Raw genomic sequence first — 20,633 nt, 5'->3', positions numbered from 1 at the left:
CTACACACAGCACTCACTGCAGGTATTGGTTTCCGAGAGCTCGACATCTTTAACCGGGGCAGAATCCGGCATACGGAATCGGATCCATATCATTCCCAGCAATGCAATAATAACAGCGCCGAGGTACATAAACTCGAATCCGGTCTTTCCAAACTGTTCGCCTGCCTCAGCCAGCCGACCGGCGCCAATATTCCCGACAATATTACCGAAACCAAATGAGGAAAGCTCAAGCAGCTGATGCACACCTCCGCGAGTATCAGGAGCGCAGTGAAGATCTGCGTAGATCGAACATAATGCGATTCCGAAGGCATAGGTAAAACCATGAATACTGAAACCCGAAATGATTATAGGCAAGGGTAAAAAGCCACTTAAAGAGAAAATGCTGAATCTGAGAAGCTGAATTCCAAGTCCGAACATCAACACCCTGCGGTATCCGAATCTCCTCAGCAGTCTCCCCAGAAATACCAAAGCGAATATCTCCGGAATCTGCCCGAGACTCATAATCGGCATTATACGATTCTGATCAAGTCCAAGCGAAGAGAGCAAAGGGCTGCCTCCATAGACATAGAAACGATCCAATGCAGCGATCATGAGCATAATAACCGCAATTGTAAAAACTTCCGGTTTTTTAAAGACCTGAATGGCTTTTTTGGGAATCAGTTGTTTCAGGCTGCCCGGATGTATATTCTTTCTGCGCGGAATGGTCAGAGACCAGAAAAAAAGACATGCAGAGCAGATAGCAGACAGTCTGAGGGCATCAGAGAAGCCAGCAGAATCCGGGCGGGCAAGGACAACAAAACTGAAGAACCATGCCACTACAATCCAGCCAATCGTTCCGAACACCCGGATCCGGCCGAACTCCCCCCTGCCCTGCTCCTGGATATGCCCGAATACAACGGCATTAGTCAGCGGAATTGTCGGACCCATTACGATCATATAGGCAAGATAGCCGACAAGTACCAAAGGAAAGGTCTCGGCCTGACTCAGACTCCACATGAGAACTGCACCTGCGGCATGACTGAAGCTGAGTAATCGCTCGGCACTGATAACCCTATCTACAATAACCGCCCATACCAGGGGACTGATAAAAGCAGATGCCGCTGCCATTGACAGAATTGTACCGGTTTGTGAACCGGAAAATCCGAGATCGTTGCGGAGATACAGACTGAAAATCGGTATAACAGCACCCAGGGCAAAGTTGTGCATGAAATACATAATTGAGAGTCGGGGAATTAAAAGCCTGATATAAGGAGGCTTATTTTCCGGTATAGGTGAGTCCATTTATGTTCCTCGATATATAATTTCAGATCAAAGGTCTGCGATCTCCAGGCTAGAACTGATATCGGATACCGAGACCTGCACCACTCTGCGGGCGTGTGTCAGGAAAGATCAGCATGCCAAGGGCAATTTCGGTGAAAAGCTCGAAAGGGGCATTTACAAACTGATAGGTCATTCCCAGAGGAAACCTGACTCCGAGCGTAAAATTGTTTGCCACTCTGGCTACCGGGCCAACTCCCCAGTAAAAGCCCAGGAAATGCGGTGAATCGATTTCCAGCTCGGCAAAGGGAAAGTGTGCTGTAGCATGGAAATACAGACTTGGATCTCCGGAGAATGACCAGGCAGCTGCAAAATCATATCCGACAGAGGTACCGGGCCTGATTGTTGCCGAGATACCGGTTGGTTCGCCGAGAACTATACCGATGCCTGCAAGGCGGTGGTCTCCTGCTGCTTCAGCGCTCACAGAGAGAGGAAGCAGGAACAGCATGGCAAAAAGAATCAAGGTTAATACAGTCAATTGTCTCCGTTTAAACATACGGTGAAATATAACAATTATTCATGGAACCGGATACCCGCCAGGGAATGATCAAGTCTTGATTGCCTCAGCCTTTCCATGGACAATACAGATATGAACACTGAACGAAGTTTTTGTATGTTGAAACCTGGACTGCTGCAGCGCAGACAGGTGGGTGAAGTACTGTCACGGCTGGAAAGAAAAGGTCTGAGAATTATTGCCTGTAAAATGATCCAGATGGATGCTGAATTGTGCCGGAATCACTATTCACACTTAAGTGAGCGTTCATTCTTTCCTGATCTTCAGGCGTATATGACATCCGGACCGATGCTGGCAATGGTAATTGAAGGCTATAATGCGATTTCGGCTCTCCGCGCACTCTGTGGGCCTACTGAATCAGAAACAGCGGCTCCGGGGACAATCCGGGGTGATTTTGCACTGCTGACCAGGAAAAACATTATACACTCCTCTGATTCGCCGGAAAGTGCGGTAGAAGAGATCAATCGGTTTTTCGAAGATCGGGAAATATTCGCATATACCGATGAAAATTCACACTGGTTCTGGTAACACAAGGAGAAATTCTATGAACGAAAAAAAAATACGGGTAGGAATTGTCGGTGCCGGAGCCTGGGGAACTGCTATAGCCAAATCCCTTGGACACAAAGGAACGGAGACAGCTATCTGGTCATTTGAGCCTGAGGTAGCAGAGGATATTAATATCCGTCACCGCAATGACCGATATCTGCCGGGTTTTGATCTACCGCTTAATGTCACTGCAGATACTGACCTCGTCAAGGTCGTCAGTGAAAAGGATTTCCTGATAATTGCCACCCCATCACTGTTTACCCTGCAGGCAATCCGCTCAATTGTAACGGTCCCCTCTGTGGCAGAAGGACGCAGCAGTATAGGTGTACTTACCAAGGGATTTATCACCACCGATCGAGGTACCCGTTTGATTGTAGAAACCCTGGAGGATTATTTACCCGGATTCTACAAGGGAAGCCTTACCTATATTTCGGGGCCCAGCCATGCTGAAGAGGTTGCCCAGGGAAAACTGACCGGACTCATCAGCGCATCACTGAATCCAAAGAAAAGCATAGCCTTCCGCAATCTGCTGGATTCACCTAATCTGAAGGTTTTTTCCTCTCTGGACACGATTGGTGTGCAGGTATGCGCAGCCATGAAAAACGTGGTAGCCATCGCCTTCGGCGTTCTTGATGCGCTGACAGAACGTAAGGGCGGTAGTGTAGGAGACAACACTGAATCTCTGCTTCTGGCTGCTGGTCTGAATGAGATTCAGATCATGGGGAATGCTCTTGGTTCAACCCATCCTGAGACCTACACCAGTATTGCCGGGGTTGGGGACCTGGACGTCACCTGCCGCAGTCAATACGGAAGAAACCGCCGTTTTGGACGGGAGATAATTACCGACAACAAGCTCGCAGCCTACTCGAACATTGACGAGCTTATCAGCGATATTGCAGGAATTGGCTATCTGCCGGAAGGCGCGGTGGCAGCCCGGGAAGCCTGGAAACTGATTCAGCAACGCAAACTCAGGATGCCGATTTCCGCGGGAGTCTACAAGATCCTGAACAAGGAAGTTGATCCAATGTATGCAGTGGAAATGATACTTTCCTGAAAATGGAACTGGAATTTTTGTTCCAGAAAAGTTTGCCGGACCTCAATTCGTTCCTGGAAGCGGTCCGGCTTTTTTCAGAGCTATATATAGGTCCTGAATAGCAGATGCCTCCGGAATCTGACTGAAATACGCCTGATCGCAAAGCCAGCCCAGGGCCAGGAACTCTTCTTCAGTCACCGAAACAGCCCCGTCATCCTTCTCTCCATTGAAAAGTGCCACGAAAAAAACCGTCAGCCGGTGAATTGCATCCAGGCTGTATGCATTCTGCATTCCCGCGAATATATCAGAAGCCGGAATCTGCCCTGGACATGCCTGCACGAATGCTTCTCCGGTTTCCTCAACCAGTTTTCTGAGATGCTCATGGGTGATCCGGGTAATTTCCTGCTCGTAGTTTTCTGATTCTTTCATGAGCAGATACTAACAGAAAGACCACATGGTGTACAATTCCAGGTTTTTGAAGGATACTTGAAATTGAGGTGATCTCAATATGCTGCGGAAAATCGGCATCATAATTGAAAATTCCTTTGACCGCTATCAGCAGTTGATAATAGCAGGTCTGAAATATCAGGCTGAGTGTAAAGGTCTGGGCGTTCATATATTTGACTGCAACTCAAGCGACTACATTCCAGGAGATCTGCGTTTTCGTGATATAATGTATCAGCTGATCGATCCCGACGGACTTGATGGTCTGGTGCTGCTGCCAGGCACACTGATGAGTTCTGAATCCCCCGGTAATATCGAATTTTTCTGCAAAACACATGAACATATTCCCATGCTTAGCCTGAGCATTCCGATCCCGGGACTCCCGGCTATTGTGATCGACAACCACAAGGGAATGATGACTATGATGCATCACCTTAGCTGTGTGAGGGGGTTCAGGAGAATTGGATTTATCCGTGGTCCTCTGGGTAATGCTGAAGCTGAGGAACGTTTTTCCGGATACCGCAGCGGACTGGAGGAAGCCGGAATATTATATGATCCAAACCTTGTCTTTCCGGGCATGTTTAAAAAAGAGTCAGGTCATGCTGCTGTTCTATCAATCCTGCAGCGTGAACTGCAGCTTGATGCCCTCCTGGCAGCCGATGATTATATGGCTGTGGGGGCTTTAGAGGCTTTTCAAGAACATGGAATTCAGGTGCCCAGGGACATTGCACTCGCAGGTTTCGATGATTTGGATCTCACCGCCTACACCCAGCCCCCACTGACAACTATGCGGCAGCCCATTTTTGAAATGGGTGAGCGAGCGGTTTTAATGCTCGAGCAGATTCATAACGGAAAAAAGGTACCAGCACTCACCTGCATGAATGTTAATCTGATAATAAGAGAATCCTGTGCCTTAAATTCCGCAGCATCAGTTACCAGTAGACTTTCCACCTCGGAATCAGGACGGCATGACATCAATCAGTTCCATGATCTACGGGACTTCCAGAAATGGATTGCGGAGAGCACGGGAATAGGCATCGATGAAATGCAGCATGCAACACGGTTCGCTGAGCATTTCAGACGTATAACAGCTCTCTGTTATTCACCTCCAGCCAAAACCGATTATGACCTTATCTATGATCTATTTTATGAGAGCCTGGATTCCGGAATAAGTGTGAGTCTCTGGCAGACAATACTGCAGTACTGCATGGAAGCAAGCCGTCAGGATGGAACGAAGCTGAGCAGGGAGTTGTTCAGAGCCTCAGCTGATGTCAGTCAGCATCGGCTTCTACTGCATGAGGACAAGGCAGCCACACTCAGGAGAACAGGAGACCGGCTGATTAATATTTTTTCCCATGAGGATATCAAGAATATGATTGGAGCAGCAGGCATCGCTAATTCAATTCATGGAATTGTCGGCTTATTCAGCCAGAAAGAGCAAAATGCAATCAAAATTTATATACAACTCGAACCACAAAGAAACCGTGCTACCGAGGGACTCGTCATACCGCTCCAGGAACTGTTCCCGGGAGGAGCTTTCGAGATAGAAAGCCGAAACTGCATATACCTGCCTCTATACAAGGACGGGAGCACATGGGGACTCGCAGTTTTCGGCCTGGGACACTTCCAGGAAGAGGATCTTGCTGTCCTCACTGACAAAATATCACGGGCTGTAGCCGGTGCAGAGCTCATGCAGCAGGTGCAGGCCTACACTGAAGAACTTGAAGAGACTGTTGCAAGACGCACAAGCGAACTCCTGCAGGCTAATCAGCGACTGCAGGAGAACTCATATACAGATGACCTGAGCGGACTGAGAAACCGTCGGTTTCTCAGGGATGTAGTTGAACCCGAAGCATGCCGTATCATGAACACCTATACCCTACATGCACGTCGAACGGCAAAGAGAAAACAGGACCATGCCGGGATATTATATGGAATACTCCTTCTGGACATTGATCATTTCAAGAAGGTAAATGACCGTTACGGACATGACAGCGGAGATATTGTTATACAGGAATTCAGTTCTATACTGAGATCTTCAGTAAGGGAATCCGATACTGTCATACGGTATGGCGGTGAAGAGTTTATTATTATCCTGAAAGATCTGAAACAGGAATTCCTGCCGGAAATCGCAGCAAAAATCCGGCAAAAGGTTGAGCTCACTCCCTTTCAGTCAAGCCTGGGTAATGCCCTGCAGCTGAGTTGCTCCATCGGCGGCAGTTTCTTCCCTCCTTCTGAAGTCCAGCCCGAGATGTTCGGGTTCTGGGATGCTATAACCCTGGGGGATCTTTCACTGTATTACGCAAAGGAGCACGGGCGGAATAAAGCGGTGATTCTGGAGATATTCCCAGCCTTTTTCCAGGAGCAGAACCAGAAACTTCATTCAGCTGACGAACTTGAGAGGGCTGTCAGAAAAGGTCTGATTGGACTGAATATACGATGATCACAGAAAACCTGCCAGCAATTGACACCGAAGTACAGATTCTGTATATTAGGCATTCATATGGCGCCGTACCCAAGTGGTTAAGGGAGAGGTCTGCAAAACCTTTATGCATCGGTTCGAATCCGATCGGCGCCTGTTTACTCAAAGAGCCAGCATTTCGCTGGCTCTTTTCACATACCTGCAAGTCGGTTCCCTTGCGGGATCCGATCGGCGCCTCTATAATCAAAAAGCCAGCACACGCTGGCTTTTTTTATTCAATCATCAGAATAATGCAGAATTCGGCAGAAAGAGCACTATCTGCGGGAAAGCGATAATTAATGCCGTTACTCCGATTTCAATCAGGGTAAACGGCGGTGTGTGCCGGATTACCTCAAGATAAGGCCGCCGGAATATCAGTTGAGCCGTGAAGATATCGCAACCGAACGGTGGAGTTGCCGAGCCGATGGTCGCTTGCAGGACAATAAGTGTGCCCAGAAATACCGGATCGATTCCGAGACTGACCACATAGGGCTGAAAAATCGGACTGAGTACAAATATAGCCACTATAGGATCGACGAACATACATACAATAAAGTACGAGACTACTACCACAATTATAAATTGTAATTGAGTTGGATCGGTTCCTATAATAATGGGCATTACCTGCTGTGGTATACGCAAAAAGCTGATAAACCAGCTGAAAGCCTGTCCGGCACCGACGAGTATAAATACCACACCGGTTATGATTCCGGTATCCAGAAATGAGCGGACCAGACGCTTCCAGCGAAGCGTGCGGTATATAACCCCTTCCAGAAACAAGGCATACATTACCGCAACGGCAGAAGCCTCGGTTGGACTGAATACTCCGCTGTATATTCCACCTATTATAAGCAGGGGAAATCCGATTACCATGAACCCCGATTTCACTGCATCACTGCGTTCTTTCCAGCTCGCTTTTTCTGCAACCCCTACTTTCTTTACCTTCGAGTATATAACACAGTAGATAGAAAAGAAGAGTACTATAAGCAGGCCCGGAACGATACCTGCCAGAAACAGGCTGCCGATAGATGTACTGGTAACAACACCATAGACGATGAATCCTATACTCGGGGGAATAAGTAAGGCAACATCACTGGAATTGATTATGAGTCCCAGTGAGAATGAGCTGCTATAGCCTGCTTTTAAAAGCATCGGACGCATGGTACTGCCGATTGCAGCTACAGTCCCCTGGGTAGATCCGGAAACTGCTCCGAAAAGAGTACAGCTGACGTTGGTTGTTATCGGCAGTCCTCCGGGAATATGGCCGACAAAGGTCTTAACCATATGTATAAGTTTTTTTGCCGATTCACCTGATGAGATTATATTCGCACCGAGAATGAACATAGGCACAGCGACCAGAGCCGCCGGTGAAATACCGTTGATAATCTGCTGTATCATGACGGTGTAATTAAACGTCGGGAATGATACCGCAACATACATCAGCAGTGAGCCCAGGATAACCACCATAAATGGGAATCCGAGAAGGAGCATGCTGATCATACTGATCCAGAGTAAAGCCATCTATATCTCCTTCTTCTTAATATGCATGAGCGCTTTCATCGTCGTAGTCGCTTTGCTGTTCTGCAGACAGCCAGACATCATCTTCCTGGATATTCTTGATGATCGTCCGGACGTACTGAATCCCTGCCAGAGCGAATCCAATAGGAACAATAATCATGAATGTCCAGTATGGAACCTGCAGAGCTGAGGTGGTCTGCCCCATCGTTCTCATCTGTGCCATATACTGCCATGCAAATACCGACAGCATGAACATGAGTATTGCACTGACCGCTGAAATAACAAAAACAAAAATCTTCTCAAGCCGGGCAGGCATAAGATCCAGAAATGCACCCATATGAATGTGACGGGCTTTCCGGGCCGCATAGCTTAACCCGACAAAGGTCATAAGAATCATGAGGAAGCGAGCGATTTCATCCGCAAAATAAATACTTTGGAAAAAAGTACGTGCGATAACGTTTGCAATAAGAAGTACCGCCAGGGCAGCAACACTGAACGCAAGCAGCATCACTTCGATACCTTCGATAGCCATAATCAGTCTGGTTCCGGCAGAAGGCTTCCGGGGCTTGTCTGCCCCAGAGCCTGTACTGGAACTTTCACCACTGTCATTCAGTGATTTTTGTTCACTCATATGTGTCTCCAGCTATAATTATTGGATTCCTAATGCAATTTTGGCATTTTCGATATCCTGCAGAAGCAGTTCAAGACCTTCTTCACTGTTCTCGCCAGCAATTTCCGGATAGGCATCTGTCCAGACGGTCATAGCAAGTTCACGGGCTTCTTCGATTTCTTCATCGGTCCATTCAGTCCAGACAATATCCGGACGATCCTCTTCTATTTTTGCCCTGTCACGCTCATTTCGGGCGTCTATCCAGTCGGCTGCCTGCAGAACATTATCCTTGAAGTAGCTCATCATATGATCCTGCATGTCCTGAGGAAGTCCATCGAAAAAGGCCTCGTTTACTGTGGGTATACCAAGAAACGGCTCAGCCCAGATCTGGGTAAAGTAATCAGTGACTTCATAGAATTTCATACTGTAGTTTGCAAACAGAGGGTTTACCTGGGCATCAATCAGACCGGTCTGCAGGGCACTGTAGACTTCACCGTAATCCATTGGAGTAGGACTCATGTCATACGCGCGGTAATCCTCAACCAGTAACCTCGATCCCATAACCCGGGTACGAAGTCCTTCAAAATCGGCGAGGGTAACTGCAGGCGGTTGTGATGTAATCCACTGCCATCCTTCATAGAGAATACCAAGTGGGACCAGTCCGTTGGCACGGAAGGCATCCTCGAGAAAGGGCATGAAATCCCCATTGTTTACTACCCACTCAAGAACTTCGGGCATTCGTTCCCGCGGCCAGATATAATGCAGAGAGAGTACCTGGGCTTCCGGCACAAAGGCACTTATCCAGGCAAAATCGGAAAAAACAAACTCAACAACACCAAGCTGAGCCAGTTCATTAATGTCACGATTGTCTCCGAGCGTGCCGAATGGATACACATCAAGCTGAAAAACACCGTCTGTCTGTTCTTCCATATATTCACCGAAATACTCAGCCCACACGGTCATGAAATCTCCCTCGATTTCCTCACTGGCAAGCCGTGCCTGAATAACCGGAATTTCAGTATCATCTGCTGCGTCTGCCGTTGCATCATCGCCGTTGCACGCCAGAAACAGCGAGGAACCAAGAAACAACACAACTACTATAAAAGCTGTCCTACGTAGTAAAGACATAAAAATCCTCCTGTATTTTTCGCCTACTTAATATAAGCACGCTAATTATTTCAATACTAAAGGATTATAGTCTGGAGGAAAAGCTTTTTATTGGTTTTTTTTCTACATACTTCTGTGTGGGAAAAACAGATTCATTACGACCTGGTTATCTGAACTCTCTGCAGAAATCCAACCGTCATGCTGTTCGATAATTGCTCTTGCGATAGATAGCCCCAGACCGCTACCGCTGGTGGTTCTGGATGTCTCACCTCTGTACAGGCGTTCAAAAATGAAATCCATGTCCTGAGAAGCTATCTTTCCCTGATTTATTATGCTGATAACAACTGTATTTGATTCATCACGCTGCGCCTGTATGTGGATTTCTGAATCATCAGGGCTGTACTGAACAGCGTTCTGCAGCAAGTTCACCAAGGCTCTCTGAATGTAATGAGGGTCCGCAGATATACTTATATCCTCACATTCCAACACGAAGCGATCAATATAATCAGGAAAAGCAGACAAACTGTTATCAATAATATCTTTTACACCAAGCATTACGGGAGAAAGACTGAATTGCGGCTCCTCCATTGTATTCAGTACCCTCAAATCCCTGACCAGATGCTCGATACGCTCAACTTCAAGGGAAAGCCGGCCTATACGCTCTGAACTCGGGCTCACAACCTGCTCCTGTATTGCTTCAAACTGAGTCTTCAATGCAGTAACAGGTGTCCGGAGGTCATGAGCGATATCCCGAGCCCATTGACGGCGTAATTGTTCTTCCTGCTTCAACTGCTCCTGAAGCTGTGCAACAGATTCCGCGATATGCTGAAACTCGCTGATATGCTCAACCGGCATATCAACGTTTCTTTCACCTAGAGAAATCCGGGATAAATACGATGCAATCCTGCCTGCATGGGCTGAAAGCCGTCGGGACAATGCAAGTGCTGACAAAAGGCCGAATACAACAGCAAGCAAAAGACCTGCCAGCAGAAACATCAATAGTGAACGAAGAAACTGCTGATTGGCTGGATCACTTGCGAAGCCCAGGGTACCAACAGCTGCATACCCAATTACCTCACCACCCTCGAGCAGTATATTCGGCAATCCGGACAGACCTGATATCTCTGTCAGAATACTATCGAGATCAACACCTGGCTCCAGCGGTAAACGGCGGCCCATACTGAAGGCATACAAGGGGACCCTGTCCGCATCAGCGACAACGACGTACATGGAGGGACTCAGATTCGGCCGTAAAATCTCCTGCAGTGAGTCAGGATTAAGCTGCCCTTCTATTCTGTACTGCTGTGAAATTGAGGTACTGATGCTGGTCTGTAAATTCTGGTCCCGTAGGGTATTCCAGTCAGCTACCGAGCGCCGCATGGCAGCAAACATGACCAATGAGAACACAGCCGAAGCAACAAGTACAGAAAGCAGCACTAGCCTGAAGATATAGCGGGCTACTGGTATCTGCCTGGACATATTCAGACCTTTTCGCCGTTGAATCGATACCCATACCCCCGGATTGTCTCGATCCAGTCATGACCGGAAGTATCTCCTGCACTCATTTTATTGCGGATATTTCCAATATGGGTATCTACAGTACGGGTTGTCCCCTCCGCACTATAACCCAGACAGGTTTGAAGGAGTGCTTCCCGGCTAAAAACCTGTCCGTTGTGTTCTGCCAGGTGAATCAGAAGTTCCCACTCAGTTGAAGTAAGTGGAACACTTATTGAATTCAGCGAAACCTGATGAGCTTCGGTGTCTATCCTTAACTCCCCACCACTGTTTTCAAACAACATATCCGAGCAGTCTCCACCAGATGCGGAATTAACCCGGCGCAGAATCGCCTGTACCCTGAGCACCAACTCTTTGGGAGAGAAGGGTTTGACTATATAATCATCGGCACCTAGTTCAAATCCGACGATGCGGTCACTCTCTTCATCCCGAGCAGTCAGAAAAATAATGGGCAGGGTTGTCGTCCTTCGAATCTCTCTTGCAAGAGCAAATCCGCTGATTTTAGGCAGCATGACATCCAGTACAAGTAAATCCAGTCCTCCGGCGTTAACCGATTCAATTACCCCTTCCCCACTGGAAAGTTCATGGACGTTGTGGCCGTCAAGCTTCAGATATTCAACTACGGCCTCTCTGATGCTCTGATTATCTTCCACCACTAATATCGATGCCATAATATTTCCTTACCAGTACCTGATTTCTCTTGTTATCTCTTTCTGTCGACTGATGGTCTGAATACCCTCCGACTCCTCAAGCAGCGAAGTCTCAATACGTCTGATCCAGTTTCCCTGCTCATCAAGATACTCCATTGTCTGTTGTACCGCAGCTGTTTCAGAATGAGGCTCGTATAATCTACTGAAAATTACATTGTCTGAAAGATGTACCCTTCTGAGTTGCTGAACCAGGCGTTGTGCGTCAAATAGATCCTTACCGGCAAGCCTACCCTGGTCATCATAGAAAAGCACCGTCTCTTCCAGAATACTTCCCTGCTCATCAAAAAGCTGCTCACGTACCAGCCGGTCATCCCGGAAATTCTGGACCCCCCTGGAAAACAGATTCCCGCTGGACTGGAAAAGCTCCCATGAAACAATACTCCCACTGTCCTCATCGCGCCTACGCCAGACTGGTTCTCCTGCTGCGTTATACAGAACTGTCTCCTGCACACTATCTTCGAGATATCTGTACTCTTCAAGGTACTCTATTCCATTATCGGAGCCCATACTTAAAAGACGCAGTGGCCGTGATTCATGATCATACTCAAGCCGATAGCTCCAGATTCGTTGACGGTTTATACCTTCCTGATACCACTCCTGCAGCAAACCCTCCTCGTTATACTCATAATACGTAGATAGAGGAATTGCTCCGGTACGATAGCTGCTTCTCTGAGTGAGCTGTCCCTCACGGTTGTACCAGGCTTCCTCATAAAGCTCCCCGCCCTTGTAGACGCGTATATGTCTGACATCACCTTTGATAGCTTCAGTACCGAAACCAGGCTGAACAGAAGCAGGAAGAGAAAGAGCTTCATGAGGAAATATGCTTAACACGAGAAAAACAGGAAAGATGAACATTCCGCAGAGTCTTTGCAGAATCTTGACACGAAGCACAAGTTCTCTGGTTTTTTTTCGTCTACGTTGATTATCAGACACAAGCCAAGCCTAACAAAGGCTGGCAAAAATGAAAAGGAGCATACTATGCACACTACGCGAAAAACATTATTCCTGGTTTTCCTGATTATCGGGGCAATATTGACAGCTGCACTGCCACTCAGCGGCCAGGAATTTCCTATGGAACCAGCACCTGCTATGGACTTTGAGGATGCTGACATTGAGGCCTTTGCCTACGCACTGTCAGAAATCGAGATTATCCAGGCTGACATGCAGGAAAATTTTGAGCTTGCAATTACCGATGCAGGTATGGAAAGTGAGCGATTCTATGAACTCCACAACCACTTCGCCCAGACCCAGGGCAATCTCCCGGAAGACCTGAGTGATGCTGAAGCTGATCAGTTCCAGGAAACCTTTCAGGCTCTGGTGACAATCGAACAGGAAGTACAGGTAGCCATGATAGATGCTGTTGAAGAAGAGGGCCTCGATGTAGAGATCTTCAATATGATCGTAGCTGCTGCCCAGCAGGATCCAGAGCTTTGGGAACAGATTCAGGAATATCAGTTAGCATGGCTTGAAGCTCATGAACAGGCTGAAGCTGAAGAGAGAGGTCAGTCCTGATTACGGAATAATCTTGCGAATGCTCATGCAAAATGTAATTTTGTAAAAAGCTCGGACATTTTTTTAAGCGAAGAGGGCTAGCTGTACACGTGTACAGCTAGCCCTCTTCGTATTTTTAAATTAAAAGGATTAATTATTGCAGAATCCATAATACGGGGTTAGTCTGTAAGGAGAGAAGGAGGCTATTGTGCAGAAAAAATACATTCTTTCCTTTGATGCCGGAACTACAAGCTCCCGGGCGATTCTGTTTGATCATAACGGCAATATGGCCGGAACTGCCCAGCAGGAATTCCCGCAGATATATCCCAAGCCAGGTTGGGTCGAACATGATCCCATGGATATATGGGCAACACAAAGCGGAGTTGCCCGACAGGTGCTGGAGCGGCAGGGGGTAAGCCCGGATGAAATTGCCGCAATAGGAATAACCAACCAGCGTGAGACTGCTGTTGTCTGGGACAAGAACAATGGAAAACCTGTATATAATGCAATTGTCTGGCAGGATAAACGAACTGCAGATATCTGCGAGCAGCTCGGCAAGGACGGAATGACAGAGACGATCCGTAAGAAAACCGGCCTGGTGATCGATTCCTACTTCAGTGCAACCAAGATTGCATGGCTCCTGAATGAAATTCCTGAACTACGCTCACGGGCAGAAAAGGGCGAGATACTCTTCGGTACAGTCGATACATGGCTGATCTGGAACCTGACCCGGGGTAAGGTTCATGCCACGGATTATTCCAATGCTGCACGTACCATGCTCTACAATATACACAGCCTCGATTGGGATGATGAACTGCTTGATCATCTGCAGATTCCCCGAGCAATGCTTCCTGAGGTACGTCCCTCCAGCTCGATATTCGGAGTTACCGACACCAGGACATTCGGTGGAGCCGAAATACCCATCGCCGGGGTCGCCGGCGACCAGCAAGCGGCCCTGTTCGGACAAGGCTGCTTTGAAAAGGGAATGGCCAAGAACACCTACGGTACAGGGTCATTTATACTCATGAACACCGGCACAGAAGCAATACGCTCGAAAACAGGCCTTCTCACAACAATCGCGTGGGGGGTGGATGACAAGGTTGAATATGCCCTGGAGGGGAGTATTTTCATTACCGGCGCTGCTGTTCAGTGGCTACGGGATGAATTGAAGGTAATTCACGATGCACGGGACAGTGAATACTTTGCCGGCAAGGTCGAAGATAATGGCGGAGTCTATGTTATTCCAGCCTTCGCCGGTCTCGGAGCCCCTTATTGGGACATGTATGCCCGTGGCGCCATAGTAGGTATGACCAGGGGCACCAATATGAATCATATAATCAGGGCTACACTCGAAAGCCTGGCATATCAGGTTCGGGATGTTTCGGAATGCATGTCTGAAGACAGTGGAATTGAAATGAAGGAACTGAAAGCCGATGGAGGAGCCTGTGCAAATAACTTTATTATGCAGTTCCAGGCAGATATTCTGAATGTTCCGGTTATCCGGCCCAAAATAATCGAGACAACAGCCAGGGGAGCAGCTTTTCTGGCAGGACTGGCCTCAGGCTTCTGGCAGGATCTGGGTGATATCCTGAAGCATGCTGAAATCGACCGTGTTTTTGAACCTTCCATGGCGGAAACACAGCGGGAAGAGATGTATAGGGGATGGCGCCGTGCAGTTGAACGCTCACAGGGCTGGATAGAGAAATAAAGAAGATCTCATAAAGGAGGCAAGATGTATCATCGCATCACTGCCGATGCTCCCCTTGAGGTGGATGCAGCGGTTATCGGAGCCGGGGTTTGCGGTGCAGCAATCGCCCGCACCCTTTCACGTTATCAATTGACGACGGCCCTGGTCGAGAAGAATAGTGATGTCTGCTTCGGGACATCCAAGGCTAACAGTGGAATCATTCATGGTGGCTTTCACCACAACGGGAAATATCTGAAGACCCGGCTTGAAATTGCCGGCAACCTGATGTTCGACCGGCTGCAGAAGGAGCTGGATTTCCCTTTTGAACGCCGAGGAATTCTGGTTGCAGCTATGGCAGAGGATGAACTGAAGCATATTGAATACCTGTATCAGCAAGGTGTAGACAACTCAGCCATCGGAATCGAAATGTGCTCACGGGAACGTATGCTCAGTCTGGAGCCAAAGCTGCACGGCGATGTTGTCGGCGGATTGCATGCTCCCGGAGGTGGAATAATCGAGCCCTACAGATTCGGTTTTGCGCTTGTCGAATCAGCAAGAAAAAACGGAGTGACGGTGGTCACGGATTTTGCTGTTCACCATGCTGAATCCTGTAAGCTCGCAGAGAGCAGCATTTCTGACGGCCAGAACGGATGGAACCTGTTCACCGAAGACGGCAGACGAATTCGTGCGCGCTATGTATTTAATGCCGCAGGTGTATATGCAGATGAAGTTTCGAGGATATTCGCCGCCGAAGACTTCACTATTTCACCCAGAAAAGGTGAATACTTCCTGCTTGACCGCTGGACTGAATCAGCACCGCATCGCGTACTGTTCCCGGTGCCCACACAGATATCCAAGGGTATGCTGGTTATACCTACCGTTGAAGGTACCGTTCTCATTGGACCCACCGCTCGTGATATACAGGACAAGGAGGACACCAGCACTACAGCGGAAGAGATGGTACGGATTATTGACAGTGCCCGGCGTTTGGTACCAGGCATATCAGCAGGTGATGTAATAACCAGCTTCGCTGGAGTGCGGCCCGCCATGTCCAACGGAGATTTCTATATTGAAGCAAGTAAGAAAGCAGAGAATTTAATTCAGGTGGCGGGAATCCAGTCCCCCGGGCTGACTGCCGCTCCGGCTATCGGGGAATACGCCAAGGATATACTGAAAAGTATCGGATGCAGACTGACAGAAAAATCTGACTACGACCCTTATCTTGAGCGTGTTCCACGTCTGCGTGATTCCGCTACCTACACCGCCGAGGAACTGATAGCTAAAGACCCAGCCTACTGCCGGGTTGTGTGCCGCTGTGAGACCGTTTCAGAAGCGGAAGTTAAAGCCGCCATCCACGCCGGCCACAGCACTCTGGACGGCATCAAGTTCTTTTCCAGAGCTGGAATGGGCCGCTGTCAGGGAGGATTCTGCACGCACAGAATAATACAGCTCATTGAGGAGGAAACCGGCATTCCCTATACCAGGGTCAGCAAACACGGACCAGGCAGTGAGGTATTTGTCAGTGAAATCGGTAAACCAGCAACTTCAGGAGGCAGCAATGTATAAAAAACACTACGATGCAGTCGTCATCGGCGGTGGAGCTGCCGGCATGTCAGCTGCCAAAGAGATAGCACGGCAGGGTCACACCGTTGCCCTGGTTGAAAGGGATGCAATTCTCGGGGGGATTCTGCTTCAGTGTATTCACAATGGATTTGGTCTTCATGAATTCAAGGAAGAACTGACCGGACCGGAATATGCGGAACGCTGGGAAGAGCTGGTACAGGATGACGGAATCGATATCCACTGTGATACCACTGTTATTGATCTCCTGGAGGAAGCCGATCTGAAAACCGCTACATGCGTATCACCCAGGCAGGGAATGTTTCAACTGAGTGGCAGAGCGGTTGTACTCGCAACCGGCTGCCGTGAACGAAACCGTGGCGGAATACGTACCCCAGGCACCAGACCAGCCGGCGTCTATACAGCCGGACTCGCTCAGAGAATGGTGAACCTGGAGGGCTATCTGCCCGGAAAGGATGTGGTAATAATAGGATCCGGCGATATCGGTTTGATAATGGCCCGACGCATGACCTGGTCAGGCTGTAAGGTGCACGCTGTTGTAGAAATTCAGCCCTACCCCTCCGGATTGACCAGAAATATAAGTCAATGTCTTCATGATTTTAACATACCGCTGTATCTCAGCCACATAGTCTCGAACATATACGGCAAACACCGGGTAGAAGCAGTAGATGTGAGCCCCATTGTGGACGGCAGACAGGCCGATGACCAGAGTTTCCGGATTGAATGTGATACCCTCCTGCTGTCTGTCGGTCTGATTCCATCGAATGAGCTGGCCCGCCCACTCGGCGCGGATTTGAATCCCTTGACCAGCGGTCCCATTGTCGACAGTAGAATGATGACCAGCATTCCCGGACTTTTTTCCTGCGGGAACGTACTACATGTTCATGATCTTGTTGATTTCGTATCGGCGGAATCCCGGCGCTGCGGAGCGCATGTCGCAGAATATCTGCAGGGATACAGACCCGAAGTTCAGCTTCGAATCAGACCTGGAGCAAATATCAGATACACAGCCCCGGGACGATACAACCCCGAACGGCCGGAAATTCTTTATTTCCGTCCAATGATAGTCAAGAACAATGCGGTAGTCAGAGTCATGCTGGATACTGAGCTGATCAAGGAATACAAAAAGTCCCATGTCCAGCCCTCGGAAATGATCGAAATAGATATGAAGCGACTCAAAATCAATCCTGATATAATCAGTAGTGACTCAAGCCTGGAGGTTAGCCTGATATGAGTATCCCAGCACAGAAAACCCAGGGAGAAAGCAGAGAAATGATCTGCATTGCCTGTCCAATCGGCTGTCGGCTCAAGGTAAGTATAGAGGGAGAAGACATCCAGGTAAGCGGAAACAAATGCAGGCGTGGAGAGATCTATGCACGTGAAGAATGCCTTGCACCAAAACGGATGGTCACCACAACCTGTCGGGTGCACTACCAGAAAAACGGTAAGGAAAGCAGTCAGGGATTCCTGCAGAGGGTTCCCGTGCGTTCAAGTGAAGCTGTTCCTGTCGAGCATATACCAGCTCTGCTGGAAAAGCTCCACAGCATGGATGTTGCTTCACCTTTGCCAAAGGGATCAATTATAATAGAAGATATAGCAGGTACCGGCATCCAGATTATTTCTTCCCATTCAGTTTAACTGTTTCAGGCAGGACCAATCTTCTGAACCTGATAGACGCGGATTTCCGGGTGCTCCTGTTTCCAGGCAGAAGAAAACAAACCGGCTTTACGGCACAACTGGTTCATAAATGCATCTACCCCGGGTAAGCGATCCCATACCTGGGGTAGAAAGGTAGCCCGCCTGCCTCGAAGTGATAAAACAACACCGTCAACACCAGGACGTAGTTTGGCCCTGAGATCCTCTGATGTCTCATATTCCAGTGCATAGTCCTCACCCAGGACCGAAACTTCAATTTTAAGAGATTCACGTTCATCCTCACGGACAGGTGCAAAACGGGGATCGCGGATAGCGGCTGATCTTGCATTCTGGGCTACATCGCGCCATAAAGGGATCTGGGCTGCCAGAGAACCGATGCATCCGCGCAGAGATCCATCTGATTCGGTAAGTGTAACAAATGAAGCTCCGCGTTTCAGAAGACGTGGGTGCAGCTGTACTGACGGCTCCCAGGCCGCATAAAATTCGGAATCGAGCTCGACAATTGCTCTTCCATTACACGATGCTGCCAGCGCATCCCGCGCCAGTTCCAGCAACACCTTTGCTGTTTCCTGTCCTATCTCTTCCGGATCCATATTATACCTCCCTATACATAACTGCGCTCCCGTATCCCACCACCTGGGACATATCCCCACTCACCAGACCGGAATGTGAATAGCCAGTAATGCTGATATGCCAGTTCCGTTTTGCTGCTATGTGCATGGCAGTGAGCAAAGCAGTCATACCACAAGCTTCTTCTGCAGAAACTTCATCCAGAGCACCCCGATCAAGCGCAGAAAGAAGTCTGCTGTCACGCACTACAGCTTCTACAGCGGGGTAAAAATGACTGAGGTCACTGCTGATTATAAGCAGATCATTATCTCTCAGTTCACTTTCAATAATTTTTGCAGCAACCTCGGGTTCAATTCGCCCTGTTATCATCGGGAGAATCGGAACGCCTTCCCAGAGAGCCGCTGCAAACGGCAGCAATACCTCAAGGCTGTGTTCGGGCTCATGCACATCGTCCCTCAGAGAGATCAAGGGCTGAGTATTTCCACCGTCAGTAGAATTATTTCCAAGCATGCGCTGCACTGCATCTGTATCAACCGGGAATCTCAAAGCAGCTAACTCAAAATATTCAGCGGAACTTAATGCAATACCCTGAAAAGGCACATAGTGACTGGGACCAATAAAAAGCAGGCGGCCAGGTGTTTCCATTCTGGCTATTTCCGAAAATCCGAGTCCGGCAATCTTGCCGCAGAATACGTGGCCGGCGTGCGGAACCAGTACCGCATGATATTCTCTATGCTTGCTTTCTCTATGAACTGAATCGTGAATAAAAGCTCTCACACTCTTCATGAGTTCACTGGTATCGGCCGGATAGAACTTGCCAATGACTGCTGCCTTGCGGATTCGTACCGGGTTACTCATCTCTGCCCCTCATTTCTGTCACCCGGACTATGCATCCCTCAGCATCTCTCCAGATTCCGGCCGCTGTTTCTCCAGGTAATCCAGCAGGTTTACGATTTCCAGCACTCTGTATTACATTCCCGAGATATACATACATATGCCCCTCCTCAAAAGCTATTTCCTGTGCACGTACCAGGGTTTCCACCGGTGTACGCGGACGGTCAAGCATTTTATACGCAGAATGAAAGGCAGAAAAATGCAGTGGTATAGCAGTAGAAAGACCCGAGAGCCATTGGCACAGATCGCGAATTTCCATACTGTCATCATTCAGACCAGGGATCAGCAGAATTGTAATCTCTATCCACATATCTGTATGATCTACAGCATACTTTATTGAATCCAGCACCGAGTTCAGGGAGAACCCGGTGTATTTCCTGTACGTCGATTCTCTGAATCCCTTGAGATCCAGATTTGCTGCCAGCATCTTCGGTGCAATATATTTCCAGGCATCCACACTCAAACCAGCATTCGAGATCCAGAGACTGTATAACCCGGCTTCTGCAGCAGCCGCTGCAGTATCATGTGCATATTCAATCCAGACCGTAGGTTCATTGTAGGTGAAAGCTATCCCCTGAGCTGATTCATGCAGAGCTTTTTCAACAGAATCTCCGGGGCTCAGATATCTACTGTGACGGATGTTTTCCTCGACTCTTTTCGGCCTGGCAATGTCGGAATTCTGGCACCAGCTGCACTGCATTGTACAGCCCCAGCTCCCTAAGGAAGCGACCTTCTCTCCAGGCAGCACATGATAAAACGGCTTCTTTTCGATTGGATCAATATGAAATGCAGAAGGACGTCCGTAGGCAAGACTTACAAGCCGGCCATCGATATTCTTGCGTACACCACAGTACCCAGTCCTCCCCTGAGGGATCCGGCACTGGCGGGCGCAAGCCAGACATAACACATCAGAGTTATCTGCTGAACGCTGTAGGGTTGTGCTGCATTCCATACCTTCTTCTATTGTATACCCTCAGGT

Annotated in this window: 20 protein-coding genes and 1 tRNA gene; 9 read left to right on the top strand and 12 right to left on the bottom strand. The window is 48.5% G+C overall.

The features are described from left to right. Together ACYQ2L_RS02680 and ACYQ2L_RS02675 are read right to left on the bottom strand one after the other, a co-directional pair. On the bottom strand, nucleotides 1-1,215 hold the full coding sequence (locus tag ACYQ2L_RS02680) for an MFS transporter (protein ID WP_460051147.1): 1,215 nt from the start codon (nucleotides 1,213-1,215) through the stop codon (nucleotides 1-3). Between the two features lie 115 nt (nucleotides 1,216-1,330). Further along, nucleotides 1,331-1,813, bottom strand: coding sequence for a hypothetical protein (locus ACYQ2L_RS02675; RefSeq protein WP_460050772.1), 483 nt, complete (start codon nucleotides 1,811-1,813; stop codon nucleotides 1,331-1,333). A 93-nt stretch (nucleotides 1,814-1,906) separates the two neighbouring features. Between ACYQ2L_RS02675 and ndk the strand changes: the two genes are divergently transcribed. Next, nucleotides 1,907-2,359, top strand: coding sequence for a nucleoside-diphosphate kinase (gene ndk, locus ACYQ2L_RS02670; RefSeq protein ID WP_460050770.1), 453 nt, complete (start codon nucleotides 1,907-1,909; stop codon nucleotides 2,357-2,359). 16 nt (nucleotides 2,360-2,375) lie between these two features. Continuing rightward, nucleotides 2,376-3,431 (top strand): NAD(P)H-dependent glycerol-3-phosphate dehydrogenase, encoded by a 1,056-nt coding sequence (locus ACYQ2L_RS02665; RefSeq protein ID WP_460050768.1) that lies wholly within the window; start codon nucleotides 2,376-2,378, stop codon nucleotides 3,429-3,431. Between the two features lie 42 nt (nucleotides 3,432-3,473). Here ACYQ2L_RS02665 and ACYQ2L_RS02660 read toward each other — a convergent pair whose 3' ends face one another. Further along, entirely contained in the window at nucleotides 3,474-3,839 is a 366-nt protein-coding gene (locus tag ACYQ2L_RS02660; protein WP_460050766.1) for a hypothetical protein, read from the bottom strand. 79 nt (nucleotides 3,840-3,918) lie between these two features. Here ACYQ2L_RS02660 and ACYQ2L_RS02655 point away from each other — a divergent pair, with 79 nt between their 5' ends. Next, nucleotides 3,919-6,297, top strand: coding sequence for a diguanylate cyclase (locus ACYQ2L_RS02655; protein WP_460050764.1), 2,379 nt, complete (start codon nucleotides 3,919-3,921; stop codon nucleotides 6,295-6,297). Nucleotides 6,298-6,359: 62 nt separating this feature from the next. Beyond that, nucleotides 6,360-6,432: transfer RNA gene (locus tag ACYQ2L_RS02650), tRNA-Cys, on the top strand. A 126-nt stretch (nucleotides 6,433-6,558) separates the two neighbouring features. Here the strand turns inward: ACYQ2L_RS02650 and ACYQ2L_RS02645 are convergent. The 6 genes from ACYQ2L_RS02645 to ACYQ2L_RS02620 form a co-directional block, all read right to left on the bottom strand. Then, nucleotides 6,559-7,836, bottom strand: coding sequence for a TRAP transporter large permease (locus tag ACYQ2L_RS02645; protein ID WP_460050762.1), 1,278 nt, complete (start codon nucleotides 7,834-7,836; stop codon nucleotides 6,559-6,561). A gap of 16 nt (nucleotides 7,837-7,852) precedes the next feature. Then, nucleotides 7,853-8,464 (bottom strand): TRAP transporter small permease, encoded by a 612-nt coding sequence (locus ACYQ2L_RS02640; RefSeq protein WP_460050760.1) that lies wholly within the window; start codon nucleotides 8,462-8,464, stop codon nucleotides 7,853-7,855. 18 nt (nucleotides 8,465-8,482) lie between these two features. Continuing rightward, nucleotides 8,483-9,571, bottom strand: coding sequence for a TRAP transporter substrate-binding protein DctP (dctP, locus tag ACYQ2L_RS02635; RefSeq protein ID WP_460050758.1), 1,089 nt, complete (start codon nucleotides 9,569-9,571; stop codon nucleotides 8,483-8,485). 102 nt (nucleotides 9,572-9,673) lie between these two features. Further along, nucleotides 9,674-11,029: a sensor histidine kinase gene (locus tag ACYQ2L_RS02630; RefSeq protein ID WP_460050756.1), complete on the bottom strand. Its 1,356-nt coding sequence runs from the start codon at nucleotides 11,027-11,029 to the stop codon at nucleotides 9,674-9,676. A gap of 2 nt (nucleotides 11,030-11,031) precedes the next feature. Further along, a complete protein-coding gene (locus tag ACYQ2L_RS02625; protein ID WP_460050754.1) occupies nucleotides 11,032-11,736 on the bottom strand; it encodes a response regulator transcription factor in 705 nt (234 codons plus the stop codon). Between the two features lie 9 nt (nucleotides 11,737-11,745). Further along, nucleotides 11,746-12,708, bottom strand: a complete 963-nt coding sequence (locus ACYQ2L_RS02620; protein WP_460050752.1) for a hypothetical protein — start codon at nucleotides 12,706-12,708, stop codon at nucleotides 11,746-11,748. 45 nt (nucleotides 12,709-12,753) lie between these two features. On the opposite strand from ACYQ2L_RS02620, the gene ACYQ2L_RS02615 reads away from it, so the two are divergent. The 5 genes from ACYQ2L_RS02615 to ACYQ2L_RS02595 all read left to right on the top strand — a co-directional run bounded on the left by ACYQ2L_RS02615 (nucleotide 12,754) and on the right by ACYQ2L_RS02595 (nucleotide 18,172). Further along, a complete protein-coding gene (locus ACYQ2L_RS02615) occupies nucleotides 12,754-13,287 on the top strand; it encodes a DUF4168 domain-containing protein (RefSeq protein ID WP_460050750.1) in 534 nt (177 codons plus the stop codon). Nucleotides 13,288-13,474: 187 nt separating this feature from the next. Next, the gene (glpK, locus tag ACYQ2L_RS02610; protein WP_460050748.1) at nucleotides 13,475-14,974 is read left to right on the top strand and encodes a glycerol kinase GlpK; all 1,500 of its coding nucleotides are present in this window, start codon (nucleotides 13,475-13,477) and stop codon (nucleotides 14,972-14,974) included. A gap of 24 nt (nucleotides 14,975-14,998) precedes the next feature. Next, complete coding sequence (locus ACYQ2L_RS02605; RefSeq protein WP_460050746.1) at nucleotides 14,999-16,519, top strand: NAD(P)/FAD-dependent oxidoreductase; 1,521 nt, start codon at nucleotides 14,999-15,001, stop codon at nucleotides 16,517-16,519. After that, on the top strand, nucleotides 16,512-17,768 hold the full coding sequence (locus ACYQ2L_RS02600; RefSeq protein ID WP_460050744.1) for an NAD(P)/FAD-dependent oxidoreductase: 1,257 nt from the start codon (nucleotides 16,512-16,514) through the stop codon (nucleotides 17,766-17,768). Before ACYQ2L_RS02605 ends, ACYQ2L_RS02600 begins: the two co-directional genes overlap by 8 nt. Continuing rightward, nucleotides 17,765-18,172, top strand: coding sequence for a DUF1667 domain-containing protein (locus tag ACYQ2L_RS02595; RefSeq protein ID WP_460050742.1), 408 nt, complete (start codon nucleotides 17,765-17,767; stop codon nucleotides 18,170-18,172). Before ACYQ2L_RS02600 ends, ACYQ2L_RS02595 begins: the two co-directional genes overlap by 4 nt. Nucleotides 18,173-18,177: 5 nt before the next feature. Here ACYQ2L_RS02595 and amrA read toward each other — a convergent pair whose 3' ends face one another. The 3 genes from amrA to amrS are packed head-to-tail and all read right to left on the bottom strand — an operon-like array spanning nucleotide 18,178 to nucleotide 20,606. Further along, a complete protein-coding gene (amrA, locus tag ACYQ2L_RS02590) occupies nucleotides 18,178-18,783 on the bottom strand; it encodes an AmmeMemoRadiSam system protein A (protein ID WP_460050740.1) in 606 nt (201 codons plus the stop codon). A 1-nt stretch (nucleotide 18,784) separates the two neighbouring features. Further along, nucleotides 18,785-19,618 carry an AmmeMemoRadiSam system protein B gene (amrB, locus tag ACYQ2L_RS02585; protein ID WP_460050739.1) on the bottom strand — a complete coding sequence of 278 codons (834 nt, stop codon included), beginning with the start codon at nucleotides 19,616-19,618 and terminating at the stop codon, nucleotides 18,785-18,787. After that, nucleotides 19,611-20,606, bottom strand: coding sequence for an AmmeMemoRadiSam system radical SAM enzyme (gene amrS, locus ACYQ2L_RS02580; protein ID WP_460050737.1), 996 nt, complete (start codon nucleotides 20,604-20,606; stop codon nucleotides 19,611-19,613). The genes amrB and amrS overlap by 8 nt, the downstream gene beginning before the upstream one ends. Nucleotides 20,607-20,633 lie beyond the last annotated feature (27 nt).

The organism is Spirochaeta dissipatitropha (assembly GCF_054657935.1).
Note: the sequence above shows the minus strand (reverse complement) of the source record. Positions and strands in the feature narration are given on the sequence as shown.